The sequence below is a fragment of the Allofournierella sp. CML151 genome (assembly GCF_027853465.1).
Classification (GTDB): Bacteria; Bacillota; Clostridia; order Oscillospirales; family Ruminococcaceae; genus Allofournierella.
Window position 1 is genome coordinate 90,585 of sequence record NZ_JAPNNW010000005.1, and the last position, 24,395, is coordinate 114,979.

The 24,395-nt window shown below is 63.9% G+C and carries 19 protein-coding genes and 1 riboswitch; of the genes, 16 read left to right on the plus strand and 3 right to left on the minus strand.

Annotation, left to right across the window (positions count from 1 at the left end):
- From pilM to PH256_RS05535, 6 genes are all read left to right on the plus strand, one after another.
- Nucleotides 1–1,005, plus strand: a complete 1,005-nt coding sequence (gene pilM, locus PH256_RS05510) for a pilus assembly protein PilM (protein ID WP_270913319.1) — start codon at nt 1–3, stop codon at nt 1,003–1,005.
- 3 nt (nt 1,006–1,008) lie between these two features.
- A complete protein-coding gene (locus tag PH256_RS05515; protein ID WP_087294234.1) occupies nt 1,009–1,596 on the plus strand; it encodes a type II secretion system protein GspM in 588 nt (195 codons plus the stop codon).
- The gene (locus tag PH256_RS05520) at nt 1,593–2,150 is read left to right on the plus strand and encodes a hypothetical protein (protein ID WP_270913320.1); all 558 of its coding nucleotides are present in this window, start codon (nt 1,593–1,595) and stop codon (nt 2,148–2,150) included. Before PH256_RS05515 ends, PH256_RS05520 begins: the two co-directional genes overlap by 4 nt.
- Nucleotides 2,137–7,803 (plus strand): prepilin-type N-terminal cleavage/methylation domain-containing protein, encoded by a 5,667-nt coding sequence (locus PH256_RS05525; RefSeq protein ID WP_270913321.1) that lies wholly within the window; start codon nt 2,137–2,139, stop codon nt 7,801–7,803. Before PH256_RS05520 ends, PH256_RS05525 begins: the two co-directional genes overlap by 14 nt.
- A gap of 167 nt (nt 7,804–7,970) precedes the next feature.
- Nucleotides 7,971–8,771 (plus strand): MBL fold metallo-hydrolase, encoded by an 801-nt coding sequence (locus PH256_RS05530; RefSeq protein WP_270913322.1) that lies wholly within the window; start codon nt 7,971–7,973, stop codon nt 8,769–8,771.
- A gap of 51 nt (nt 8,772–8,822) precedes the next feature.
- Complete coding sequence (locus PH256_RS05535) at nt 8,823–9,134, plus strand: hypothetical protein (RefSeq protein ID WP_270913324.1); 312 nt, start codon at nt 8,823–8,825, stop codon at nt 9,132–9,134.
- 58 nt (nt 9,135–9,192) lie between these two features.
- Here the strand turns inward: PH256_RS05535 and PH256_RS05540 are convergent, their stop codons facing one another.
- A complete protein-coding gene (locus PH256_RS05540) occupies nt 9,193–9,672 on the minus strand; it encodes a YbaK/EbsC family protein (protein WP_270913325.1) in 480 nt (159 codons plus the stop codon).
- A gap of 160 nt (nt 9,673–9,832) precedes the next feature.
- Here PH256_RS05540 and PH256_RS05545 point away from each other — a divergent pair, with 160 nt between their 5' ends.
- From PH256_RS05545 to PH256_RS05565, 4 genes are all read left to right on the plus strand, one after another.
- Complete coding sequence (locus PH256_RS05545; RefSeq protein ID WP_270913326.1) at nt 9,833–11,755, plus strand: NAD(+) synthase; 1,923 nt, start codon at nt 9,833–9,835, stop codon at nt 11,753–11,755.
- Between the two features lie 24 nt (nt 11,756–11,779).
- Nucleotides 11,780–12,823, plus strand: coding sequence for a M42 family metallopeptidase (locus PH256_RS05550; protein ID WP_270913327.1), 1,044 nt, complete (start codon nt 11,780–11,782; stop codon nt 12,821–12,823).
- A 90-nt stretch (nt 12,824–12,913) separates the two neighbouring features.
- Nucleotides 12,914–13,092, plus strand: a riboswitch (Lysine riboswitch).
- A 153-nt stretch (nt 13,093–13,245) separates the two neighbouring features.
- Nucleotides 13,246–14,886, plus strand: a complete 1,641-nt coding sequence (locus PH256_RS15255; protein ID WP_333766287.1) for an ABC transporter substrate-binding protein/permease — start codon at nt 13,246–13,248, stop codon at nt 14,884–14,886.
- A 19-nt stretch (nt 14,887–14,905) separates the two neighbouring features.
- Nucleotides 14,906–15,655 carry an amino acid ABC transporter ATP-binding protein gene (locus PH256_RS05565; protein WP_270913328.1) on the plus strand — a complete coding sequence of 250 codons (750 nt, stop codon included), beginning with the start codon at nt 14,906–14,908 and terminating at the stop codon, nt 15,653–15,655.
- Nucleotides 15,656–15,738: 83 nt separating this feature from the next.
- On the opposite strand, the gene PH256_RS05570 is transcribed toward PH256_RS05565, so the two are convergent.
- Nucleotides 15,739–16,806, minus strand: a complete 1,068-nt coding sequence (locus tag PH256_RS05570) for a branched-chain amino acid aminotransferase (protein ID WP_087182937.1) — start codon at nt 16,804–16,806, stop codon at nt 15,739–15,741.
- A 493-nt stretch (nt 16,807–17,299) separates the two neighbouring features.
- Here PH256_RS05570 and PH256_RS05575 point away from each other — a divergent pair, with 493 nt between their 5' ends.
- From PH256_RS05575 to phoU, 5 genes are all read left to right on the plus strand, one after another.
- The gene (locus PH256_RS05575; RefSeq protein ID WP_442866651.1) at nt 17,300–18,190 is read left to right on the plus strand and encodes a phosphate ABC transporter substrate-binding protein; all 891 of its coding nucleotides are present in this window, start codon (nt 17,300–17,302) and stop codon (nt 18,188–18,190) included.
- Nucleotides 18,191–18,364: 174 nt separating this feature from the next.
- Nucleotides 18,365–19,237 (plus strand): phosphate ABC transporter permease subunit PstC, encoded by an 873-nt coding sequence (gene pstC / locus PH256_RS05580; RefSeq protein WP_087182938.1) that lies wholly within the window; start codon nt 18,365–18,367, stop codon nt 19,235–19,237.
- Complete coding sequence (gene pstA / locus PH256_RS05585) at nt 19,234–20,085, plus strand: phosphate ABC transporter permease PstA (protein ID WP_242956075.1); 852 nt, start codon at nt 19,234–19,236, stop codon at nt 20,083–20,085. Before pstC ends, pstA begins: the two co-directional genes overlap by 4 nt.
- A gap of 13 nt (nt 20,086–20,098) precedes the next feature.
- The gene (gene pstB, locus PH256_RS05590) at nt 20,099–20,860 is read left to right on the plus strand and encodes a phosphate ABC transporter ATP-binding protein PstB (protein ID WP_058964008.1); all 762 of its coding nucleotides are present in this window, start codon (nt 20,099–20,101) and stop codon (nt 20,858–20,860) included.
- A 16-nt stretch (nt 20,861–20,876) separates the two neighbouring features.
- Entirely contained in the window at nt 20,877–21,530 is a 654-nt protein-coding gene (gene phoU / locus PH256_RS05595) for a phosphate signaling complex protein PhoU (protein ID WP_087182939.1), read from the plus strand.
- Between the two features lie 415 nt (nt 21,531–21,945).
- Here phoU and PH256_RS05600 read toward each other — a convergent pair whose 3' ends face one another.
- The gene (locus PH256_RS05600; protein ID WP_242956076.1) at nt 21,946–22,887 is read right to left on the minus strand and encodes a rubredoxin-like domain-containing protein; all 942 of its coding nucleotides are present in this window, start codon (nt 22,885–22,887) and stop codon (nt 21,946–21,948) included.
- A gap of 273 nt (nt 22,888–23,160) precedes the next feature.
- Here PH256_RS05600 and PH256_RS05605 point away from each other — a divergent pair, with 273 nt between their 5' ends.
- Nucleotides 23,161–24,390 (plus strand): MATE family efflux transporter, encoded by a 1,230-nt coding sequence (locus PH256_RS05605; protein WP_270913329.1) that lies wholly within the window; start codon nt 23,161–23,163, stop codon nt 24,388–24,390.
- Nucleotides 24,391–24,395 lie beyond the last annotated feature (5 nt).

The window sequence follows — 24,395 nt, forward strand, 5'->3', positions numbered from 1 at the left end:
ATGAAAAACAAGATCCTTGGCCTCCATCTGGAGCGCTATATGAGCAAGATGATCTGCTGCGAAAAGGGTGTGGTCACCGGCATCAGCTGGGAGTTCACCCCCCCGGAGATGTTCGGGGAAAAGGGCATCCAGCGGTGGGACCTGGCCGCGGATCTGGTGCGCCGCATGAAAAAGAAGCTGCGCACCTCCTGCCGGGACGTGGCGCTGGTCATTCCGGAAAACGACGCCTACGTGCGCCGGGTGGTCATGCCCGCCATGACCAAGGAGCAGCTCTACTTCAACCTGCCCTTTGAATTCCACGACTTCATTGCCGACCGGCAGCAGGATTATGTGTACGACTACGCGCTGCAGCAGATGCTGGAGGACGAAGGCACCCACCGCAGCAAGATGGAGCTGATGGCGGCCGCGGTGTCCCGCCGGTGGCTGGACCAGCACAGCGCCATGCTGAAAAAGTGCGGCCTGCGGCTGTACAGCGCGGCCCCGGAATCCATCGCCTTTCAGAACATGGTGCGGGTGTTCCAGGCGCTGCACCCGGACGAAGACATCCACAACATGGCCTTTCTGAACCTGGGCTATTCCGAGGTGCAGCTGCGGGTATATTCCGACGCCGCCTACGAGACCGGCAAGCAGATCCACCCGGCCATGGAGCAGCTGTTCCAGATCCTGCGGGACCAGTGCGGCATCCAGGACTGGAGCACCCACGACCGGGCTCAGGTGGAGCAGGCGCTGGAGCAGCCCGCCTGCCGGGAGATCTACCAGCAGATCGCGCTGGAGATCATGCGGGTGCTGAACTTCTTCCAATACAACCACCCGGGCCAGCAGCTGAACGTCCTGTACTGCAGCGGCGGCGGGGCCACCATCCAGCCGCTGATGCGTGCCATCCGCGACACGGTGGGCCTGGAGATCCGCCTGCTGCAGGATGTGTACGCCAAGGCCTGCCGGGAGCCCGCCGCTCTGCTGTACGGCGCGGGGGCGGTGGCCATGGCCTGGAACCAGGAGAAATAACCCATGAAACGAATCTTTTTCAAAAAGACCCCGCCCACAAAGACCATCATCAACCTGGCGCGGGCCAGCCGCAACCCGGCCCGGCGCGTCCGGCTGGCGGCGGGTCTGGCGGCCGGTCTGGCGGCGCTGGGCCTGTTCGGCTGGTTCGGCGTGTACAGCCGCTTTGCCGCGGCGCAGCGGGTGCAGGAGGAGTGCGACCTGCTGCGGGCCCAGATCGCCCAGCTGCAGCAGACCACCCAGGACTACGAGGCCCTGCAGGAGGAATACCGCAAGGCCACCGGCGACTACCTGAGCAGCGCCGAGGCCGCTGAGCCGGACCGGCTGGCGGTGCTGGACCTGGTGGAGCAGACCACCCGCGGCCTGGGCCAGGTGGAGCGGATCACCATTGAGGGCACCAGCGTGAACGTGCATCTCAGCGAGACCAGCCTGGACCAGGTGTCCCGGATCATCGCGGCGCTGCAGGAAAACGAGCAGGTCAGCTTTGTGACCGTGTCCACCGCGGGCACCGAGCAGGACGGGAGCGTGATCTCCGCCGACGTGCAGCTGGAGCTGCGCCCGGCGACCAGCCAGCAAGGGGGGAACGGCCAATGAACAAACAACAGAAACAGCGGCTGACCGCCGGCGCGGCGGTGATTCTTTTGCTGCTGGGCGTGGCCTATTATCAGTATGTGTGGGCCCCCACCCAGGTGGTGCTCAAGGCCTCCACCCGGCAGACGCTGGAGCAGCAGCTGGCCGATGAGCAGGAGCGGGCCCTGGCCTGCCGCAGCATGCGCAGCGCCCTGGAGCAGATGCCCGCCGACACCCCGCAGGTGGCGGACTACGACAACCTGCACAACGAGATCGTGGCCCTGGGCGAGATCTTCGCCGGGGCCCAGAAATACCAGCTGAACTTTGCCGACGCGGTGACCGACGGGTTCATCGTGCGGCGCAACATCACCATCGACTTCACCGCGTCCGACATGGAGCAGGGCCGCCAGATTCTGGAGCAGCTGGCCCGCTGCCGTTACCGGATGCGCATCCGCACATTGAGCCTGAGCCAGCGCGCCAACAGCCTGCAGAACCAGCAGAGCGTGCAGATCCAGGCGGAGGTTACGTTCTATGAAGGAGCTACGGGAGAGATGCGCTACACCGATGAGGCGCAGTAAACGAAGAAACGCCGGCTTTACCCTGGCCGAGCTGCTGGCGGTGCTGGGGCTGCTGGCAATTCTGTCCTCGGTGGGAATGCTGGCGGTCAACCGCTACCAGGCCAGCCTCAAGCGCACCGAGCTGGACGGGCTGGCCCGGCAGATCTTTCTGGCCGCCCAGAACAATCTGACCCGGGCCCAGGCCAACGGGGAATGGGCAGCCCTGTGCCGCGATCAGGCACAGGGCTATTTTGGTATGCCCATGACCCAAAAGCCCGCCGACTATCCCCAGGAGCTGGAATGGCCCCAGGAGGGCAGCGGCGACGGCCACGCCTATTTCAGCGCCCTGCACACCGACGGCGCGGCCGACCCGGTGCTGCAGCAGCTGCTGCCGGTGGGCGCCATCGACGAGCAGGTGCGCGGCGGGTCCTATCTGGTGGAATATGACCAGGTCACCGGCCAGATCTACGGCGTCTTTTTCACCGACGCCGGCACCCTGACCCGGGAGGACGTGGCCGCGCTGGAGGAGCAGGGCGGCCGCACCAGCGCCGCCGTCCGCCAGAGCTACCGCAAGCAGGACCGGCGCTTTGTGGTGGGCTATTACGGCGGCGCCGCGGCCCAGACCATCCAGACCAGCACGGTGGAGACCCCGGTGCTGACCATTGAGAACGGCGACCGGCTGCGGCTGGTGATGGAGGCCGGGGACGACCAGACCCTGCACCTGTGCCTGACCGGCCGAAGCAGCGGGGCCCAGGCGGGCATCGTGCTGGAGCCGGATCAGCGCAGCGCACAGGGCAGCTGGGAACTGGTGCTGGACGACATCACCCAGGCGGGCAGCCACTTTGCCGACCTGTTCCCGGACTTCTGGCCCGGGGAGGATCTGCTGGTGGAGGTGTACGCCCAGGCCGCCGACGGGCTGGGCCGCTCCGAGTCGGTGTACGGCCAGGTGAACAGCCTGTTCGCCGAGCGCACCGAGCAGACCGATGATCAGGGCACCTTTGCCCAGGTGACCATTGCCAGCCTGCGGCACCTGCAGAACCTGAGCCCGGAGGTCTCCAACCTGGCCTACCAGGAGCAGGAGGACCGGGACATGCCTCTGGTGCGCCGGGCGGTGCAGACCGCCGACCTGGACGCGGCGGACTTTTTGGCCGAAGAAGAGGAGGACTGGAGCGTGGTGCTCTACGATCCCATCCTCAACGGCCAGCGGTCGCTGGAGCCGGGCTGCGTGATGAGCATCCTGAACCCGGCGCTGCAGGAGTACGACGGCGGCGGCTGTTCGCTGACCGGGCTCTCCTTCCAGGAGAACGCCTACCACAACGCAGGCCTCTTTGCCCAGGTGGGCGTGCTGCCCCGGGCGGGCGAGGCCCTAGCGGGCAGCCTGTTCGTGCATGACCTGATCCTGGTGGAGCCGTCGGCCACCGCCACCGGCTGCGCCGGCGCGGTGATCGGCCGGGTGGAGGAGAACGGCAGCTTTACCGGCGAAAACCTGCGGGTGGAGAACCCCAAAATCACCGTCACCGCCCCGGCGGACGGCGCGGAGAGCGGCGCGGCGGGCGGCCTGGCCGGCAGTCTGGCCGGCGGCAGCCTGCGCGGCGAGATCCAGGTGGAAGAACCTGAGGTGAGCGCGGAAAACGGCGATGCGGGCGGCCTGGCGGGCCGGATGAAGAGCGTCGACCTGGGCGAGCAGCAGCTTGCCGTCACTGAGCCGGCGGTCACGGTCAAAAACGGCAGCGCCGGCGGCGCGGTGGGCCGGCTGGAGAATACCGGCCTGAACGGAACGATCCGGCTGGAAGCCCCCCAGGTAAATGCCGAGAACGGCAACGCGGGCGGCTTTGCGGGCGAGCTGAACAGCAGCAGCCTGAACGGTACCGTTCAGCTGCAGGCCCCCCAGGTGAACGTGAAGAACGGCAACGCGGGCGGCATCGCGGGCCAGATGGAAAACAGCGGCCTGAGCGGCAGCGCACAGGTGTCCGACCCGGTGGTGCGCGCCGAAAACGGCAGCGCCGGCGGCGCGGTGGGCAGCCTGAAAACCGGCAGCCTGAAGAGCGTCGGCGTGCTGCTGCAGGGGGACAATGCGGCCGAGTCCTACCGGCAGGGTGCCTGGGCACAGAGCCAGACCGAAGAGAGCACCGGCCCCCGGGTGATCGCCCTGTCCGGCGGCGCCGCGGGCGGCCTTGCGGGCCATGTGAGCGGCAATTCCCTGGTGGAAAACTGCTTTGCCTCGGTGCCGGTCCGGGCCGATGGCGGCAGCGCCGGCGGCCTGCTGGGCCGCACGGAAGGGGAGTGGATCACCCTGAACGCCAGCTACGCGGGCGGCTTCACCACTGCCGAGGGCGAAGACCCGGGCGTGGTGGGCGCGGCGGCCCCCGGCGGCGTGGCCGGCGGCCTGGTGGGCAGTGCAAACAACACCGGCGGCCTGGCACTGAACAACTGCTTTGCCACCGTTTCCAGCGCGGCGGACTGCGCGGGCGGCCTGCTGGGCCGTCTGGAGCAGGGCAAGCTGGCCCCCATGAACACCTATGCCCTGGGCAGCGTGACCGCCGCCGAGGGCGGCGCTTATCTGGGCAAGCTGGCCGGCGGCTGGGTGGAGGCATCCGGCTGGAACCGGTATCTGGAGCAGAACCAGATGGACAACCAGCCCATTCTGAACAACGTGCAGGCCAGTGACTTCCAGGGCCTGATTCAGCTGGCCGGCGACCAGGCGCAGACCGGCCGCCGCACCGTGGGCTACGGCCGGGCGGGGCAGGAGTACCCCTTCCCCATGGTGAACAACACCGCCATGCCCGGCGCGGCGCTGGGCTTTTACGGCGACTGGCCCCGGGAGGTGGAGCAGTCCCAGCCCGAGGTCGCAACGGGCGAGGCGGGCCTCGTCTACTACGAGGTCATTGACGGGGAACTGTACTACCACGGCTACCTCACCGATTTCACCGCCAGCGGCGCCCGGCCCGTTTACCGGGAGATCTGGGGCGGCGCCCCGGACACGGTGAAGGGCCTGCTCTACCGCAAGGGTGTGACCGTGCAGCAGGAGGGCTATCTGTTCCTGCTGCCCAAGGGCACCGACCCGGCGCTGGTGGGCTACACCGAGAGCGGCGACGTGAACGGCACCTCGAACATTATTCCCCTGAACAAAAGCGAAGTGGCAGAGCGCTTCGTGCTGGAGGGCAGTGCCGAATTCGACCGGCTCAGCGAGAATTACGACCTGTACCGGATGGTGTGCACCCAGGGCAGTTGGGCCAACTATGTGAAGATCGGCCGCTTCCCCCTGAACGGGGACGGCACGCCCCAGCAGTGGCACTTCCAGTGGGTGACCACCTGGCAGCTGCGCTCGGAATTTGCCGACGCCATTGCCCGAACCGACGACGAGAGCGTCACCCACATCATCCATCTGCGCTCGGAGCGGCAGCTGCGCAACGTGGGCAAATACTGCGCCAGCTTCAGCAACAGCCGCTTCCACTTTGAGCAGTCGCTGGACATCCGGCTGGATTCCAGCGTGCCGGACACGGGCGATGCGGTCACCGGCGGCCAGCTGCAGGGCGACTATTATTCGGGCACCGAGCTGGATCACTACGCTTCCGGCAGCACACTGCACTATTCCATCTCCGGGGCGACCCGGCCGCTGTTCCATTACCTGCCGGATAACACCCAGGTGACCGGCGTGACCATTCTGGACAGCAGCATTCAGGGCCGCGGCGCGCTGGCGCCCTCCGGCTCGGGCAGCGCGGTGGTGAAGGACTGCACCGTGGGCAGCGCCCAGCAGAGCGTGCGGGTGACCATGGCCGACGACTCTTACGAGAGTGTGGGCGGCCTGCTGGGCTACAACATGGGCCGGGTGGAACACTGCACCGTGTATGCCACCATCTCCGGCGGCAGCAAAACCGGCGGTCTTGCGGGCGAAAACCAGGGCACCATCACCGACTGCTCCTTCGCGGGCCAGGTCAGCAGCACCGGCCAGGCGGGCGGCCTGGTGGCGGTGAACCAGGGCCCGATCACCAACTGCACCGTGCAGGCCACCGTCACCGGCGGCAGCCAGGCGGGCGGCCTGCTGGCCTACAGCCAGGGCGCGGTGACGAACTGCTCCTTTGCGGGCGATGTCGCCGGAAACAGCGCGGCGGGCCTGATCTGGAGCATCAACGGCATCGCGGTGCAGAACAGCACCGCCAACGGCACCGTGACCGCCTGGAGCGGCAACGGCGCGGGCCTGGTGGGCGAAGCGAACGGCGGCAGCCTGACCGACTGTGTCTTTGAGGGCACGGTGACCGCCAGCGGCAGCGCGGCGGGCCTGGCGGGCAGCTCCAGTGCGGCCATCCAGAACAGCCGGGCCAGCGCCACGGTGACCGCCCAGGGCGGCGACGGTGCGGGCCTTGCGCTGACCAGCAGCGGCAGCCTGACCGGCTGCTCCTTCACGGGCCAGCTGCAGGCCGCCCAGCGCGGCGCGGGCCTGGTCTGGAGCGCCAGCGGCAGCCTGACCGACTGCAGCTTCCTGGGCACGGTGACCGCCGGCGGCGACGCGGCGGGCCTGCTGGGCGAGAGCAGTGCGACGGTGACCCGCTGCATTGCCCGGGCGGCTCAGGCCGACCCGCAGGCGTACCGGCAGGTGCAGGTGATCAGCACCGGCGCAAGCGCGGCGGGCTTTGTGTACCGGAACACCGGCAGCATCACCGATTCCTACGTGGTGGGCACCGTGAAAAGCGCCGCCGACGCCGCCGGCTTCTGCCTGACCAACGGGTATGGCGGCAGCCTGCAGCGCAGCTATGCCAACGTCCGGCTGGAGGCAGCCGACGGCAGAGCCAGCGGCATGGTGCAGCACACCCAGGGAAGCGTGACCAACTGCTTTGTGACCGGCAGCATCGAGAGCGAGACCGGCGAGACCTTCGGCTTTGTGGGCATTGTGGAGAACGGCTCGGTGAGCAACTGCTACACGGCCCCCTTCCTCCTGCGGGGCAAAACCGTTTACCGGTTCGCCCAGAATTCGGTCGGCGACGGCTGCTACTGGCTGGAAAACTATTATCTGGTCTGCGACGCGCTGGGCACGACCACGGGCGCCTTCATCAGCTATGACGCTCTGGAGAAGGAAGGCGCAAAGGAATCGCCCACCGCCACCTATCCCTACCGCAGCGACGGGCTGAACATCGAGACCCAGGCCGATGAGTACCCCTTCCCCACCTACGGGCTGGACTTCTGGGGCGACTGGCCCAAGCAGGAAATCATCAACATGGACGGCCCCACCACCAGCGGCGGTGTGGTCTACTTCGAGCGGATCGGCGGCCGGCTGTACTACCACGGCTACAACACCGTGTTCGACAGCGCGGGCAACGCCACCTTTGGGGAGGTCCACTCCATCAACGGCGATGTGGTGGGCATCTCCACCGACCCGAACCGGCAGGTCACCGAAAGGGGCTACATGCTCATGGTGCCCCGGAACACCGGCAACGGCAAGTTCGGCTTTGCGGTGACCGACGGCCCCAACGATTCCATCAAGAACAAGATCACCTGGATCAAGGACAGCGCCATGCAGAACAACCAGTACCTCATGGGCTACAAAACCTATGCCCTGACCGGCAGCGGCTATCTGCAGATCGGCAACCAGGCCAACAACAACGCCTTCACCGCCTGGGCCACCCTGAGCTTCAATCAGAACGAGGTGGACTCGGTGAAGCCCTGGCCGTCCGCCTGATCGGAAAAGCGGCGTTCATCCGGCCCCGGCTCCCGTTTGCGGAGCCGGGGCCTTTTTTGGGCAAAGCTGGCCCAAAGGGTGCCGGGTGTGGTACAATAAAGCTGCACACCGGAACCATGATCCGGCCCGGGAAAGCCCGGGAATTTGGAATAGAGAGGGAAAGACCAATGGAAAAACTCACTGTTTTGGGCACCGGCTACGCCATGGCCCTGCGCTGCTACAACACCTGCTTTGCCCTGCACCAGGGTGACGAGGTGCTGCTGGTGGACGCGGGCGGCGGCAACGGCATTCTGGTGCAGCTGCAAAAGGCGGGCATCAACCCGGCGGATATTCACCATCTGATTGTGACCCACGCCCACACCGATCACATTCTGGGCGTGGTATGGGTGATCCGCAAGATCGCCACCCTGATGCTGGACGGCAAATATGAGGGCCAGTTCCACATCTGGTGTCACAAGGGCCTGCCCGAGACCATCGAGACGCTGGTGCGGCTGACCGTGCAGGGGAAGTTCGCCAAGCTGATCGGTGACCGCATCCTGCTGCACGGCGTGACCGACGGCGAGCAGGCGGACATTCTGGGCCACACCGTGACCTTCTTTGATATCCACTCCACCAAGATGGAGCAGTACGGCTTCACCGCCGAGAAGGACAGCAAAAAGCTCACCTGCCTGGGCGACGAGCCCTACAACCCCCTGTGCGAGAGCTATGTGAAGGGTAGCGACTGGCTGCTGTGCGAGGCCTTCTGCCTGTACGGCGACCGGGAGAAGTTCAAGCCCTATGAAAAGCACCACAGCACCGTGAAGGAGGCCTGCGAGCTGGCTGCCCAGCTGGCGGTGCCCCATCTGGTGCTCTGGCACACCGAGGACAAGACCTACGAGGACCGCCAGCGGCTGTACACCGCCGAGGGCAGGGAGTATTACCAGGGCGATCTGCATGTGCCCTATGATCTGGACGTGATCGCGCTGTGAGTGAAAACGGCGCGCAGCAATAACGAAGCAAGCGAAAGGCAGGGATCGAGCATGAACGATCTGGAACAGAAATTCTTGCAGGAGGTCACCGAAAAAGCCGCCGAGGCAAAGCTGGTCTGCGGCTGGGACGGAGCGCACTTCCTGGCGTTTCTGCAAAAGCGGGGCCCGGTGCGGGCCATGGCCGAGCAGGCACGCCGGGGCGCGGTGAGCGAGGGCTTTGACCGGCTGGCCGCCAAGGGCCGGCTGGACCTGTCGCCGGAGGCGGTGGCGGCCAAAAACGACTACGCCGACCTGTTCGATGACGAGACGGTGAACTTCTTTTTGGAGGTGCTCTGCGAAAAGGGCTACTTCACCGCCGGCTGATTCTGCACACGAAAAAAGGCTCCCCCACCGGGGAGCCTTTTTTGCTGCCGCTGTTCCGTTATTCCTCCTCCCGCCAGCCCTTGCACACGTCCACCCAGCCACAGGCGCCGCTGGCGGTCTCCAGCTCGGGCAGGGTCAGCTCCACCGCGCTGGCGGCGGTGCCCGCCGCCGGATAGACCACGTCGAACCGGCGCAGGGATTCGTCCAGATAGACGGTCACGCCGGGCTTTGCGCCGAAGGGGCACACCCCGCCCACCCCGTGACCGATCAGCTCCTCCACCTGGTCGGCGGGGATCATCTTGGCCTTGGTGCCGAATTTGGCCTTGTAGCGGGGGTTGTCCACCTTGGCGTCCCCCGCGGCCAGAATCAGAATGGGCTGCTCGCCCACCAGGAAGGAAAGGCTTTTGGCAATGCGGGCGGGCGCGCAGCCCACCGCTGCCGCCGCCAGCTCCACCGTGGCGCTGGATACCGAAAATTCCCGGATGTGCCCCTCCAGACCGAATTTCGCCAGGTGGTCCCTGGCTGCTTGCATCGACATTGTGCCATCGCTCCTTTTGTTCGCTTTTATGAGATAGTGAAATAAAGTATAGCACAGATTTGCCCAAAAGGCCAGCGCCGGGCGCATTCAAAACCGGGCCGAAATGTGATATACTTACAAAAGAATTTTTAAAACAATGGGATGAGGAGAGGATCACACCATGCGATACGGGTTTGTCAAAACCGCCTGCGCCACGCCGGACATCCGGGTGGCGGACTGCGCCTACAATGCCGCCCAGACCATCCGGGCGGTGGAACAGGCCGCCGGGCAGGGAGTGGAGGTGCTGTGCCTGCCGGAGCTGGGCCTCACCGGCTACACCTGCGAGGATCTGTTTTTCCAGCCGGTGCTGCAGCAGGGCGCGCTGGACGCGCTGGACACGGTGCTGAAGGCCACCGCCCACACCTCGGTGGTGTTCGTGGTGGGTCTGCCGCTGGCGGTGCGGGGCAAGCTGTACAACTGCGCCGCCGTCTGCCAGAGCGGGCGGCTGCTGGGCCTTGTGCCCAAGACCCATCTGCCCAGCTACAATGAGTTCTACGAGGGCCGCCGCTTCACCGCCGCCCCCGCCGGGACCTTCACGCTGCAGCTTCTGGGCCAGACCGTGCTGTTCGGCACAAAGCTGCTGTTCTGCCACCCCAAGGCGGATTGCTTTAAAATCGCGGTGGAGATCTGCGAGGACGTGTGGGCGCCGCTGCCCCCCAGCGTGGGCCACGCCATGGCCGGGGCCACCCTGATTCTGAATCTGTCCGCCAGCGACGAGGTGGTGGGCAAGGCGGAGTACCGCCGTCAGCTGATTGCGGGCCAGTCCGCCCGGCTGCTGTGCGGCTATCTGTACGCGGATGCGGGCCGGGGCGAGTCCACCACTGACCTGGTGTTCGCCGGGCATGACCTGATCTGCGAAAACGGGGCCATTCTGGCCCAGACCGAGCTGTTCGGCAGCGGCATGATCGTCAGCGAGGTGGATCTGGAGAAGCTGGCGGGCGAGCGGCTGAAGAACACCAGCTTTGCGGCGGTGAACGACGAGGGCTACACCACCGTGCAGCTGGCGGAGACCTGCGCCGACTGGCAGCCGGTGCGCCCGGTGGACCCGGCCCCCTTTGTGCCCGCGGGCGAGAGCGAGCGCATGCGCCGCTGCGAGGCCATTCTGGAGATGCAGGCCCAGGGCCTGCGCAAGCGGATGGAGCACACCCGCGCCGCCACCGCGGTGATCGGCATTTCCGGCGGTCTGGACAGCACCCTGGCGCTGCTGGTGGTGACCCGGGCCTTCCGGCTGATGGACAAGCCCCTCAAGGACGTGATCGCGGTGACCATGCCCTGCTTCGGCACCACAAAGCGCACCAAGTCCAACGCGGAGAAGCTGTGCGAGGCGCTGGGCGTGAGCCTGCGGCAGGTGAACATTGCGGATACGGTGCGCAGCAACTTTGCGGACATCGGCCACGACGAGTCGGTGCTGGACGTGACCTACGAAAACACCCAGGCCCGGGTGCGCACCCTGGTGCTGATGAACCTGGCCAACCGGATGGGCGGCCTGGTGATCGGCACCGGCGACCTGAGCGAGCTGGCCCTGGGCTGGGCCACCTACAACGGCGACCACATGAGCATGTACGGCGTGAACGGCTCGGTGCCCAAGACGCTGGTGCGGCACATCGTGGCCACCGTGGCCGCCAACAGCGAGCCCGCCCTGCGGGAGGTGCTGCAGGACATTCTGGACACCCCGGTCAGCCCCGAGCTGCTGCCCGCCAAGGAGAACGGCGAGATCGCCCAGCAGACCGAGGCCATCGTGGGCCCCTACGAGCTGCACGACTTCTTTTTGTACTATGCCATCCGCTGGGGCTTTGCGCCCAAAAAGATCTTCTGGCTGGCCCAGCGGGCCTTTGCCGGAGTCTATGAGGATGCGGTGCTGGTGCAGTGGCTGCGCAACTTCTACCGGCGCTTCTTTGCCCAGCAGTTCAAGCGCAGCTGTCTGCCGGACGGCCCCAAGGTGGGCACCGTGACCCTGTCGCCCCGGGGCGACTGGCGGATGCCCAGCGACGCCTGTGCCGCCCTCTGGCTGGCCCAGGTGGAGGAGCTGGAAAATACTTTGTAACCGATTATCGGGAGGGAAAACAAGATGAACAATCAGGAATATATGCTGCAGCAGGTAAAAGCGGTGCTGGCCATCGACAGCCCCAGCGGTTTTACCAAAAACGCAGTGGATTATCTGGTGAAGGAATACAAGGCCCTGGGCTATGAGCCCCAGGTCACCCGCAAGGGCGGCGTGCTGGTGCAGCTGAGCGCGGGCGACGGCTCCATGCCCGGCGACGGCATCCTGCAGGAGGCCCATCTGGACACGCTGGGCGGCATGGTGTGCGGCGTGAAGGCCAACGGCCGGCTGCGGCTCACCGCTCTGGGCGGCATGAACCCCAACAACGCCGAGGCCGAGAACGTGCGCATCTACACCCGGGAGGGCAAGGTCTACACCGGCGTGTGCCAGCTGACCGACGCCTCGGTGCATGTGAACGGCGACTACTCCAAGACCGAGCGCAGCTGGGATACCATGGAGGTTCTGCTGGACGAGATGGTCTTCTCCGAGGCCGAGGTCCACGCACTGGGCATCGAAAACGGCGACATCGTCTGCTTTGACCCCCGCACCACCGTCACCGAGAGCGGCTACATCAAGAGCCGTTTCCTGGACGACAAGCTGAGCGTGGCCATTCTGCTGGGCTATGCCCGTGCGCTGAAGGAGAGCGGCAAGACCACCCGGCGGGCGGTGTGGCAGCACATCACCGTGTTTGAGGAGGTGGGCCACGGCGGCTCCGCCTCGGTGCCCGAGGGTGTGGGCGAGGCCATCAGCGTGGACATGGGCTGCGTGGGCGAGGGCCTGGCCTGCAAGGAGCATCAGGTGTCCATCTGCGCCAAGGACAGCGGCGGTCCCTACCACTATGACGTGGTGAGCGGCCTGGTGGCGGCGGCCAAAGCGGCCGGTGTGGACTACGCGGTGGACGTGTACCCCCACTACGGCTCGGATGTGGAGGCCACCCTGCGGGCGGGCGCGGACCTGCGTCACGGCCTGATCGGCGCGGGCGTGTACGCCTCCCACGGCTACGAGCGCAGCCACGTGAAGGGCATGATGGCCACCTTCCAGCTGCTAAACGCTTACATCGAGACCGTTTAAAGCCGGATTTGATTACAAAAAAAGACCAAGTTTTCCACAGCGGCTTGACAAGCTGTGGAAAATAGAGTAATATGGCAACTAAATTCATATCGCTGTGATAGAGGCGCGGTGTTCAAGAGTAGCACGCGGCATTCGGGGCAGACCCCCGCCGCTGCAAAAGGGAACACCGCCGAAGGAAGCGAACCCGGTCTGGGGGGGCGCTTGCCTGGGTCGGCGGAGAAGATCCGCCGGACTGTCACGAAGTTTTTTCGTGAAGCGCTATCCAAGGGAAACCGAAGGGGCGGCCCGGCCGGGGCTGCCTGCAACGTGCCGCGTTCGTTTGCGGTGCGCACGGAGACTTCCGCGGGGCTGCTTTTCGAAAGGAAAGCAGCCCCGTTTTTTTGCGTGGCGGGCAGCGGTAAAGCAAAAGGAGGAAAAACACAATGAAAAAGATCGCAAGCCTTGTGCTGGCGCTGCTGCTGTTTGCCGCCCTTCCCGGCGGTCTGGCCGTTTCGGCCGAGGGCAGCGTGCTGGACGACAACACCCTGACGGTGGCCATGGAGTGCGCCTACGCCCCCTACAACTGGACCCAGCCGGATTCTTCCAACGGCGCGGTGCCCATCAAGGACAGCGCCGACTACGCCAACGGCTACGATGTGATGATGGCCAAGAAGATTGCCGAGGCTCTGGGTATGGAGCTGGAGATCGTGCGGCTGGACTGGGATTCCCTGGTGCCCGCCGTGCAGAGCGGCACCGTGGACTGCGTGATTGCGGGCCAGTCCATCACCAGTGAGCGGCTGGAGTCGGTGGATTTCACCGCCCCCTACTTCTACGCCTCCATCGTGAGCCTGACCCGGGCCGACAGCCCCTATGCCCAGGCCCAGGGCCTGAGCGAGCTGGCGGGCGCCACCGCCACCAGCCAGCTGGGCACCATCTGGTACGACGGCTGTCTGCCCCAGATTCCGGACGTCACCATCCTCACCCCGCAGGAATCCGCCCCCGCCATGCTGATGGCGCTGGAGACCGGCCGGGCAAATCTGGTGGTCACCGATATCCCCACCGCAAAGGCGGCGCTGAACGCCTACAGCGACTTCGTGCTGCTGGACTTCAACGACAGCGAGGATAATTTCCAGGTCTCCAGCGAGGATGTGAACATCGGCATCTCGGTGCAGAAGGGCAACACCGAACTGAAGGACGCCATCAACGGTGTGCTGGCCACCATGACCGAGGACGACTACAACGCCATGATGGATGAGGCCATTGCCATCCAGCCCCTGAGCGACGGCCTGCCCGAGGGCTTCTTTGCCCAGATCGGGTACCTGCTGCAGAACTACGGCACCAACTACCTGAAGGGTGCGGGCATCACCATCGTGATCGCGGTGATCTGCACCGCCATCGGCTGTGTGATCGGCCTTGGCTGCGGCATCGTGCAGACCATCCCGGTGGAAAAGCGGGACGGCATGGGCAAAAAGGTGCTGCTGGGCGCGGCCCGCGCCGTGCTGCGGGTGTATGTGGAGGTCTTCCGCGGCACCCCCATGATTCTGCAGGCGGTGCTGATCTTCTACGGCGCGGCCTTCCTGTTCGGCTGGAACCTGGACATGTGGACCGCCGCTCTGGTGATCGTATCGGTGAACACCGGCGCTTACATGGCCGAGTCGGTGCGCGGCGGCATTCTGTCCATCCCGGTGGGCCAGACCGAGGGCGCCAAGGCCATCGGCCTGACCCATGTGCAGACCATGACCAGCATCATTCTGCCCCAGGCGCTGCGCAACATCATGCCTCAGATCGGCAACAACCTGATTATCAATATCAAGGATACTTCCGTGCTGTTCATCATCGGCGTGGCCGAGCTGTTCAGCATCCACAAGGGCGTGGTGGGCGCCACTTACGCCTACTTCCCCTCGGCAGTGATCGAGATGGCCATCTATCTGGTGATGACTCTGGTCTGCTCGGCCATCCTGCGCTGGGTGGAAAAGCGGATGGACGGCGAATCCAGCTACGCGCTGGTGAAGCAGACCGGCGGCCTGAACGCCCCTCCCTATGTGGAGCACGGCAAGCCGCGCACCGGCAACCTGGACCTGTGAGAAAAGGGGGAAGAGCAAGATGAATACTACCGAAACCGGCGCCATTGTAGAGGTGCGCCACCTGAATAAATCCTTCGGCCCGCGGGAGATTCTGCGGGACATCAACTTCACCGTCTGCAAGGGCGACGTGACCACCATCATCGGCCCCTCCGGCAGCGGCAAGTCCACGCTGCTGCGCTGTTTGAACCTGCTGGAGACGCCCTCCGGCGGCGAGATTCTGTTCCACGGGCAGAACATCGGCGAGAGCGCCAACATCCCCGCCTACCGCACCAAGGTGGGCATGGTGTTCCAGTCCTTCAACCTGTTCTCCAACCTGACCGTGCTGGAGAACTGCATGCTGGGCCAGCGCAAGGCATTGAAGCGCAGCAAGGCCGAGGCGGAGCAGAAGGCTCTGTTCTATCTGGAAAAGGTGGGCATGGCCGAATATGTGAACGCCAAGCCCAGCCAGCTTTCCGGCGGCCAGCAGCAGCGGGTGGCCATCGCCCGGGCTCTTGCCATGGAGCCGGAGCTGCTGCTCTTCGACGAGCCCACCAGTGCCCTGGACCCGGAGATGGTGGGCGAGGTGCTGAACGTAATGCAGAAGCTGGCCGCCGAGGGCATGACCATGATCGTGGTCACCCACGAGATGGCCTTCGCCCGGGACGTGAGCAACCATGTGGTGTTCATGGCCGACGGCGTGATCTGTGAGGAGGGCGAACCGCACCAGCTGTTCGAGCAGCCGAAAAGCGAGCGCACCGCCGAGTTCCTGGCCCGCTTCCGGCAGGGCTGAGCCTCAAACAGAAAACAAAACAAGCAAAAAAGGCATCGGGAAAATTCCCGATGCCTTTTTGCTTTGTGTTGAAAAAGAAGCAATCAGACCTTCACGATCCAGCCCTTTTCGTCGGGCAGAACGCCCCACTGGATACCGGTGAGGGTGTCGTACAGGCGCTGGGTCACTTCGCCGATGTTGCCGTCGTTCACGGTCACCTCGTCGCCCTCGTAGTACAGCTTGCCCACCGGGCTGACCACCGCGGCGGTGCCGGTGCCGAACACCTCTTCCAGCTTGCCGGCGTGGGCGGCGTCCATGACCTCCTGAATGGACAGGCGGGTGTCGCAGTCCACGGTGTAGCCCCAGTCACGCAGCAGCTCGATGCAGCTCATGCGGGTGATGCCGGGCAGCACGGTGCCAACGGTGGGAGCGGTGCGGATGACGCCGTCGATCTTGAAGAAGCAGTTCATGCTGCCCACTTCCTCCACGTACTTGCGCTCCACGCCGTCCAGCCAGAGCACCTGGCTGTAGCCCAGGTCGTGGGCCTTCATCTGGCCCGCCAGGCTGGCTGCGTAGTTGCCGCCGCACTTGATGAAGCCGGTGCCGCCGGGAGTGGCGCGCACATACTCGTCCTCCACGTAGATCTTCACCGGGTCCAGGCCCTCGGCGTAGTAGGCGCCGGAGGGGGAGGCGATGACGATGAACTCATAGGTGGCGCTGGGCTTTACACCCAGGTGCGGCTCGGTGGCGATGGTGAAGGGGCGCAGGTACAGGCTGGTGCCGGGAGCGCTGGGCACCCAGTCACGGTCCACATCCACCAGAGCCTTCACCGCCTGCACGAAGTCCTCCACCGGGATGGTGGGGATGCACAGACGCTCGTGGGTGCTCTGCAGGCGCTCGGCGTTCTTTTCCGGGCGGAACAGCTGCACCTGGCCCTCGGCGGTGCGGTAGGCCTTCATGCCCTCAAAGCTCTCCTGGGCATAGTGGAAGACCATGGCGGCAGGGTCCAGCGAGATGGGCTGGTAGGGCTCGATGCGGGGCGAATGCCAGCCCTGGCCCTCGGTGTAGTCCATGCGGAACATATGGTCGGTGTAATGGGTGCCGAAGCCCAGATTGTTCTCATCGGGCTTTGCCTTGGGTGTGGTGGTTTTGGTTACTTTGATCTCCAACATGAAACAGGTCCTCCCTCTTGCGGCCGGTGGATATGCGCCGCCGCCTGTGATTGGCTTTTATAATGTGACCATTATAGAACCTGTTTGGTGCTTCCGTCAAGACTTTTTTGCTTTAAAAGGGTGGCCTGGTAGCGCGAAATAGCGAATTGACGCCGCACATGCCCTTTATATATAAGGAAAGCCCCCGCTTTTGGGAAAAGAAGAGGCTGGCAGGTGGTGAAATCCCTCACAAACATAAACTTAACATTGCCCCGGGCAGAAAGGGCGCGGATTCGTGGTTTTGTAAAATTTCTTTACATAAAATTGGGCAGTTTAACAAAAGCCTAACGGAACCATGCGGGCGGATTTTGCAAACCGGGCGGTATAATGATACCAGTTTCGCGGGAAAGCGAAGCACAAGCGAGACCGAAACTCCGCCCCCACAAAACACAGGAGCGGGGAGAGCGGAAGAAATTCATTGGAATGAATTGAGAAGAAGAGGGAGTAAGACAAGATGAAAATGAAGCGTTTTATGGCAATGGCTATTGCATGTGTTATGGCTGCCGGTCTGGTAGCCTGCGGCGGCTCTGAGAGCACCGCTACCACCAGCACCGCTGGTTCCACCGCCGGTTCCACCACCGCCAGCACTGCCGAAGAGACCACCGCTGACCTGAGCGGCGCGGTAGCCACCGGCGGCTCCACCAGCGTGGAGAAGGTGATCGGCGCTCTGAGCGAGGCTTTCATGGAAGCCAACCCCGGCGTGGACGTTACTTATGATCCCACCGGCAGCAGCGCAGGCGTGACCGGCGCTGCCGACGGCACCCTGGACATCGGCCTGTCCAGCCGCGCTCTGAAGGAAGAGGAGATCTCCAAGGGCCTGAAGGAGACCACCTTCGCCCTGGACGGCATCGCCATCGTGGTGAACACCGAGAACACCGCCACGGACCTGAGCCTGGAGCAGATCGCAAAGCTGGCTACCGGCGAGATCACTAACTGGAGCGAAGTGGGCGGCCCCGATGCCCCCGTTGTTCTGATCGGCCGTGAGGCTGGTTCCGGTACCCGCGACGGCTTCGAGAGCATCGTTGGCGTGGAAGACAAGTGCGCTTACGAGCAGGAGCTCACCAGCACCGGCGCCGTTCTGGCCGGTGTTGCCGCTAACCCCAACGCCTTCGGCTACGTTTCTCTGGCCAGCGTTGACGACACCGTGAAGATGGTCACCGTGGACGGCGTTGCCGCCAGCGAGGAGACCGTCAAGGACGGCAGCTACAAGATTCAGCGCCCCTTCGTGTTCGCCACCAAGGAGGGCGAGGAGCTGAGCGCTCAGGCCCAGGCCTTCTACGACTTCGCTCTGAGCGAGGAAGCCGCTGAGCTGATCGCTGCCGCCGGCGCGGTACCCATGGTTTAACAAGAAGGCTATATGCCTTCGCCTGACACCCTCAAAGGCCGGCATGCCGGCGAAATGAAGTAAGCATGTTAGGCAACCCGCCGCCGGAAAATACGTATCCACGCAGATTCCGGCGGCTTTTTTGCGGAAAAGACCGCAGTGTGTGTAAAGCGAGTAACGAAGAGGAAAAGCGCTATGAAACTGAAACAGAGCATCGAGCGGATCATGAACGCAGTGTTCTTCATCTGCGGCATGGTCTCCATCGCGGCGGTGGCGCTCATCACCATCTACATGGTGTGGGCCGGCCTGCCCGCCATCATCAAGATCGGCCCGGTGGACTTTCTGCTGGGCACCGAATGGAAATCCACCGCGTCCGAGCCCAGCTTCGGCATCCTGCCCTTCATCCTGACCAGTGTGTGGGGCATGGTGGGCGCGCTGATCATCGGCGTGCCGGTGGGCGTGCTCACCGCCGTGTTCCTGGCAAAGCTGGCACCCCCAAAGCTGGCCGCCCTGGTGCGGCCCGCGGTGGAGCTGCTGGCCGGTATCCCCAGCGTGGTCTACGGCCTGATCGGTATGATCGTGCTGGTGCCTGCTGTGATGAAGGCCTTTGACCTGAAGAGCGGCAGCTGCCTGCTCAGCGCCATTCTGGTGCTGGCCATCATGGTTCTGCCCAACATCATCTCGGTGAGCGAGACCGCCCTGCGGGCCGTTCCGCCGGAATATGAGGAGGCCAGCCTGGGCCTGGGCGCCACCTGGATCGAGACCGTGTTCAAGGTGAGCGTTCCCGCCGCCCGCAGCGGCATTGTGGCCGGCATCGTGCTGGGCGCGGGCCGCGCCGTGGGCGAGGCCATGGCCGTGATGATGGTGGCCGGTAACGTGGCCAACATGCCCGGCCTGTTCAAGAGCGTGCGTTTTCTGACCACCGCCGTGGCCAGCGAGATGAGCTACGCCGCGGACGGCAGCCTGCAGAAGCAGGCCCTGTTCAGCATCGGCCTGGTTCTGTTCGTGTTCATCATGCTGATCAACTGGCTGCTCAATACCTTTTTGAAACGGGGGGAGAAACAGTGAGCCATTCTGCAAAGCGTAAAGCAAAGGCGAACGTGCTGAAGGTACTGGTTTACGGCAGCGCCTTCCTGACCGTGGCCGTTCTGGTGGCTCTGCTGGGCTACATCTTTGTGCGGGGCATCCCCAACATCACCTGGCAGCTGCTCTCCACCAAACCCAGTGTCATTAAGGACACCATCGGCATCCTGCCGAACCTGCTCAACACCCTTTACATCATTGTGCTGACCCTGATCATCGCCCTGCCTCTGGGCGTGGGCGCGGCGGTCTACCTGACCGAGTACGCCACCAGCAAGACCTTCATCAAGGTGGTGGAGTTCACCACCGAGACCCTGGCCGGTATCCCCAGTATCATCTACGGCCTGGTGGGCATGCTGGTCTTCGTGCAGATGCTGGGCTTCGGCTCGAGCCTTTTGTCCGGCAGTCTGACCCTGGTGATCATGATCCTGCCCACCATCATCCGCACCACCCAGGAGAGCCTGAAGACCGTGCCCGCCGGTTACCGGGAGGGCGCGCTGGGCCTGGGGGCCACCCGGTGGTACATGATCCGCACCATCGTGCTGCCCTCCTCCATCAGCGGCATCATCACCGGCTGCATCCTGGCGGTGGGCCGTATCGTGGGCGAAAGCGCCGCCCTGCTGTTCACCGCAGGCAGCGCCACCATCATCGCCTCCAATATCTTTGAAGCCTACACCCGGGGCGGCGGCACGTTGTCCGTTGCGCTGTACATGTACGCCGCCGAGCGCGGCGAGTTTGAGGTGGCCTTCGCCATTGCGGCCATCCTGCTGATCCTGGTATTCCTGATCAACATGGCCACCCGTCTGGTACAGAGAAAAATGAAGCAGAAGCAGTAAAGGAGCAGCCAACATGAGCGAAAATGCAATCCTGCAGGCAAAAGACCTGCATCTGTATTACGGCGAGACCGAGGCGCTGAAGGGCATCGACATCGCCATCCCCGAAAAGAAGATCACCGCCCTGATCGGTCCCTCCGGCTGCGGCAAGTCCACCTTCCTGAAGACCCTGAACCGGATGAACGATCTGGTGCCCAATGTGCGCATCACCGGCGAGGCTCTGTTCCACGGCAAGAACATCCTGGACAAGGATGTGGACGTGACCGATCTGCGCCGCCGCATCGGCATGGTGTTCCAGAAGCCCAATCCGTTCCCCATGAGCATCTACGACAACGTGGCCTACGGCCCCCGTCTGCACGGCAACCACAGCAAGAAGGAGCTGGACGAGCTGGTGGAGAAGAGCCTGCGCGGCGCCGCCATCTGGGACGAGGTGAAAGACCGGCTGAAGAAGAGTGCGCTGGGCCTTTCCGGCGGCCAGCAGCAGCGCCTGTGCATCGCCCGCGCGCTGGCGGTGCAGCCGGACGTGCTGCTGATGGATGAGCCCACCAGTGCTCTGGACCCGGGCAGCACCCTGCGCATCGAGGACCTGATGGACGAGCTGAAGAAGGACTACACGGTGGTCATTGTTACCCATAACATGCAGCAGGCCGCCCGTATTTCCGACCAGACCGCCTTCTTCCTGCTGGGCTCTCTGATCGAGTACGGCCCCACCAAGGAGCTGTTCGCCAATCCCAAGAACCCCAAGACGGAAGAATACATCACCGGACGCTTCGGCTAAGGAAGGAACTGATAGTATGATGACACGCATCAATTACAACAACGACCTGCAGGCGCTGTACGACGCAGTGAAGCAGATGGGCCTGACCATCGAGACTTCCATCGACCAGACCTGGAAGGCCCTGCAGAAGCTGGACGTGAAGACCGCCCAGGCCATCATCGACGGCGACGAGGCCATCGACCAGATGGAACGCAACATTGAAAAGGCCTGCCTGGAGCTGGTGCTCACCCAGACCCCGGTGGCCGGTGACTGGCGGCGCATTGCCTCCATCATGCGTATGATCTCGGATCTGGAGCGCATCGCTGACCATTGCAGCGACATCTCCGAGTACATCGTGCAGCTGGCGGCCAAGCCCGCCGTGGAGCTGCCCGCGCCCATGGAGAAGATGTTCTGCCTGATGAAGACCATGGTCAAGGAGACCGTGGACGCCTTCGTGGAGCTGAATGAGGAGAAGGCCCGCGTCGTGATCGGCCAGGACGATCTGCAGGACGACTACTTCCTGCAGGTGTGTGAGGAGCTGTGCACCCGGATGCAGCAGCACCCGGAAGAGGTGCGCCAGCGGGTGGATCAGCTGATGATCGCCAAGTATCTGGAGCGCATGAGCGACCATTCCACCAACCTGGCGGAGTGGGTGGTCTACATCGTGAGCGGCCAGCTGGTCAACAACTAAACCTTTTCGTTTTCTTTGCATATACACACAGCAAAGGGAAAAGCCCCGGCGGGTTTCGCCGGGGCTTTTCCTGTTGGTTTGAACGCAAAAAAGGAGGTCCATAAAGCCGGGGTGACATAAGAAAACAGCGCCGGAAAAGGGCCGCTTTTGCGGGATTGCAGCGTCAAAGCCCCTTGACAACCACCAAGGGTGCCTGCGGGTCTTTTCCTTGCACTCCCATCAAAATCGGACCTTTTCTGGTGCTTCGCAGTTCTGCCCCAGGATTTTGGATGCAGAAAGTACAAAAAGGGGCGGAGCAAGCCTTGGTGGCTTGCCCGCCCCTTTGAATATTTTGTGCGCCAAAATCCTATGGCAGAACCGTTGTTTTCTTATGCCACACCGGCTAAAACCGGGCCGCCTTTTGAAAAAATCGGAATTACTTGCTGCGCTTTTCGAACTGGTCGGCGCCCACGCCGCACAGGGGGCAGGTGTAGCCCTCGGGCAGCTCGGCACCCTCGTAGACGTAGCCGCAGACGGTGCACACCCACTCGGTGTTCTCGTCGGTGGCGGCAGCGGGAGCGGCCTGCTTCTCAAAGAACTCGGCGCCCACGCCGCACAGGGGGCAGGTGTAGCCCTCAGGCAGCTCGTCGCCCTCGTAGACGTAGCCGCAAACGGTGCACACCCACTTGGTGCCGGAGGCGGAAACGGGCTTTGCCTCATCGGCGGGAACCTCCACGCTCTTCTTCTCGAAGAACTCGGGACCTACGCCGCACAGCGGGCAGGTGAAGCCGGCGGGCAGCTGGTCGCCCTCGTAGATGTAGCCGCAGACGGTGCAGACCCACTGGGTCTTGGTGACCGGCAGCTCGGCCACCGCTTCGGGAGCCACATAGGTGGGAGCGGTCTTGGGGCTGGAGCCCTTGATTACCTTATGGTAGTATTCGTAGGTCATGGCGGGCGCGGTCTGGGCGAACACGCCGGTGTCGATCACCTTGCCCAGGAATACGGTGTGGGTCTCGGTTTCCATCTTGTCGATCACTTTGCACAGGCCCCAGCCCATGGTGTCCTCCAGAACGGGCAGGCCCTGCTCATAGTGCCAGGCCACACCGGCGAACTTGTCCACGTCGCGGCTGGAACGGAAGCCGAAGCCGCCGATCAGGCCCGGGTCGCTGGCCTCGCTGAGCACGTTCAGCGCGAACATGCCGCTCTCGGAAATGGCCTTGTGGGTCAGATTGGAGTGGTTGATGCTCACCGCGATGGTGGCGGGCTCAGCGGTGATCTGCATGGCGCTGTTGGCGGTGCAGCCCACGGGGGTCTCGCCGTTCATGCTGGTCACGATGTACACGCCGTAAGACATGCTGAAAAAGAAACGAACGTCCATTTTTATGCTCTCCTTTGCCGCGCGGCTGCTGCCGCGCACCGTTGTGGGATTGTATTTAGGATATATTATCAGTATACCAAACAAAGGGCAAAAAACAATAGGTTTTGTGTAAAATAAAAAAGAAAGTTTTACCCGCATGGCTCCCGCTGCCTGCCGGGTGCCCTTGCATTTGCCCGCCGCCGGGCCTAAAATTGAATGGAACCACAAAGAATACGGTGAAAGACCGGATGTGAGGGAGTGTTTTGTTTGGAAGAAACGGCGCGTAAAACGCGCGTGCGGTTTACCCGGCGGGATCTGGCCCGGCTGCTGGCCCCGCTGGTGGTGGAGCAGTTTCTGGCGGTAACGGTAGGCATGGCGGATACGATGATGGTATCCTACGCGGGCGAGGCGGCCATCTCGGGTGTGTCGCTGGTGGATATGCTGAATGTGCTCATCATCAACATCTTTGCGGCGCTGGCGGGCGTGGGCATCATGGTGCTGGCCCTGGCCTTTGCCCGGCCGCTGCTGCGCCTTTTGTTCGGCCAGATCGAGCCGGAGGTGATGGACGCGGCGCTGCTGTATCTGCGCATCTCGGCGGCGTCCTACCCCTTCATTGCTCTGTACAATGCGGGCGCGGCGCTGTTCCGCAGCATGGGCAACAGCAAGATCAGCATGCAGGTGAGCATCCTGATGAACGCGGTGAATGTGGCGGGCAACGCCATCTGCGTGTTCGGCCTGGGGCTGGGTGTGGCCGGTGTGGCCCTGCCCTCGCTGGTGGGCCGCGCCATGGCTGCCGGGCTGATTCTGTGGCGGGCCTCCAACCCGGCCAATCTGGTGCATGTGCAGGCTTCCCAGTGCCTGCGGCTGAAAAAGGGGCTGGCGCTGCGGATTCTGAACATCGGCATCCCTTACGCCTTCGAGAACAGCCTGTTCCAGCTGGGCCGGGTGCTGGTGGTGGGCATCATCTCGGTGTTCGGCACGGTGCAGATTTCCGCCAACGCGGTGGCCAACAATCTGGACAGCATCGGCTGCATCCCGGGCCAGGCCATCGGCCTGGGTCTGATCACGGTGGTGGGCCAGTGTATTGGCGCACAGGACCAGAAGGCCGCCATCAGCTACGCCAAAAAGCTGGTGGGCCTGACCTATCTGGTGGACGGCTCGCTCAACCTGGCGGTGATCCTGGGCATGCCGCTGCTGCTGGGGCTTTACAACATCTCGGCCGAGACGCATGAGTTGGCCTGGCTGCTGGTGTTCATCCACTGCGCCTGCGGCATCGTGCTGTGGCCGGTGGCCTTCGTGCTGCCCAACGCCCTGCGCGCCGCCAACGACGTGCGCTTTACCATGGTGGTGAGCGTGGCCAGCATGATGATCTGGCGGCTGGGCTTCAGCTACGTGCTGGGCATCGGCTTCGGCATGGGCGCCGTGGGTGTGTGGATCGCCATGATCGTGGACTGGGTCTGCCGCAGCGCCTTCTTTGTAGGGCGGTTTGTCAGCGGCAAATGGAAGACCAAATACAAAGCCTGAGGAAG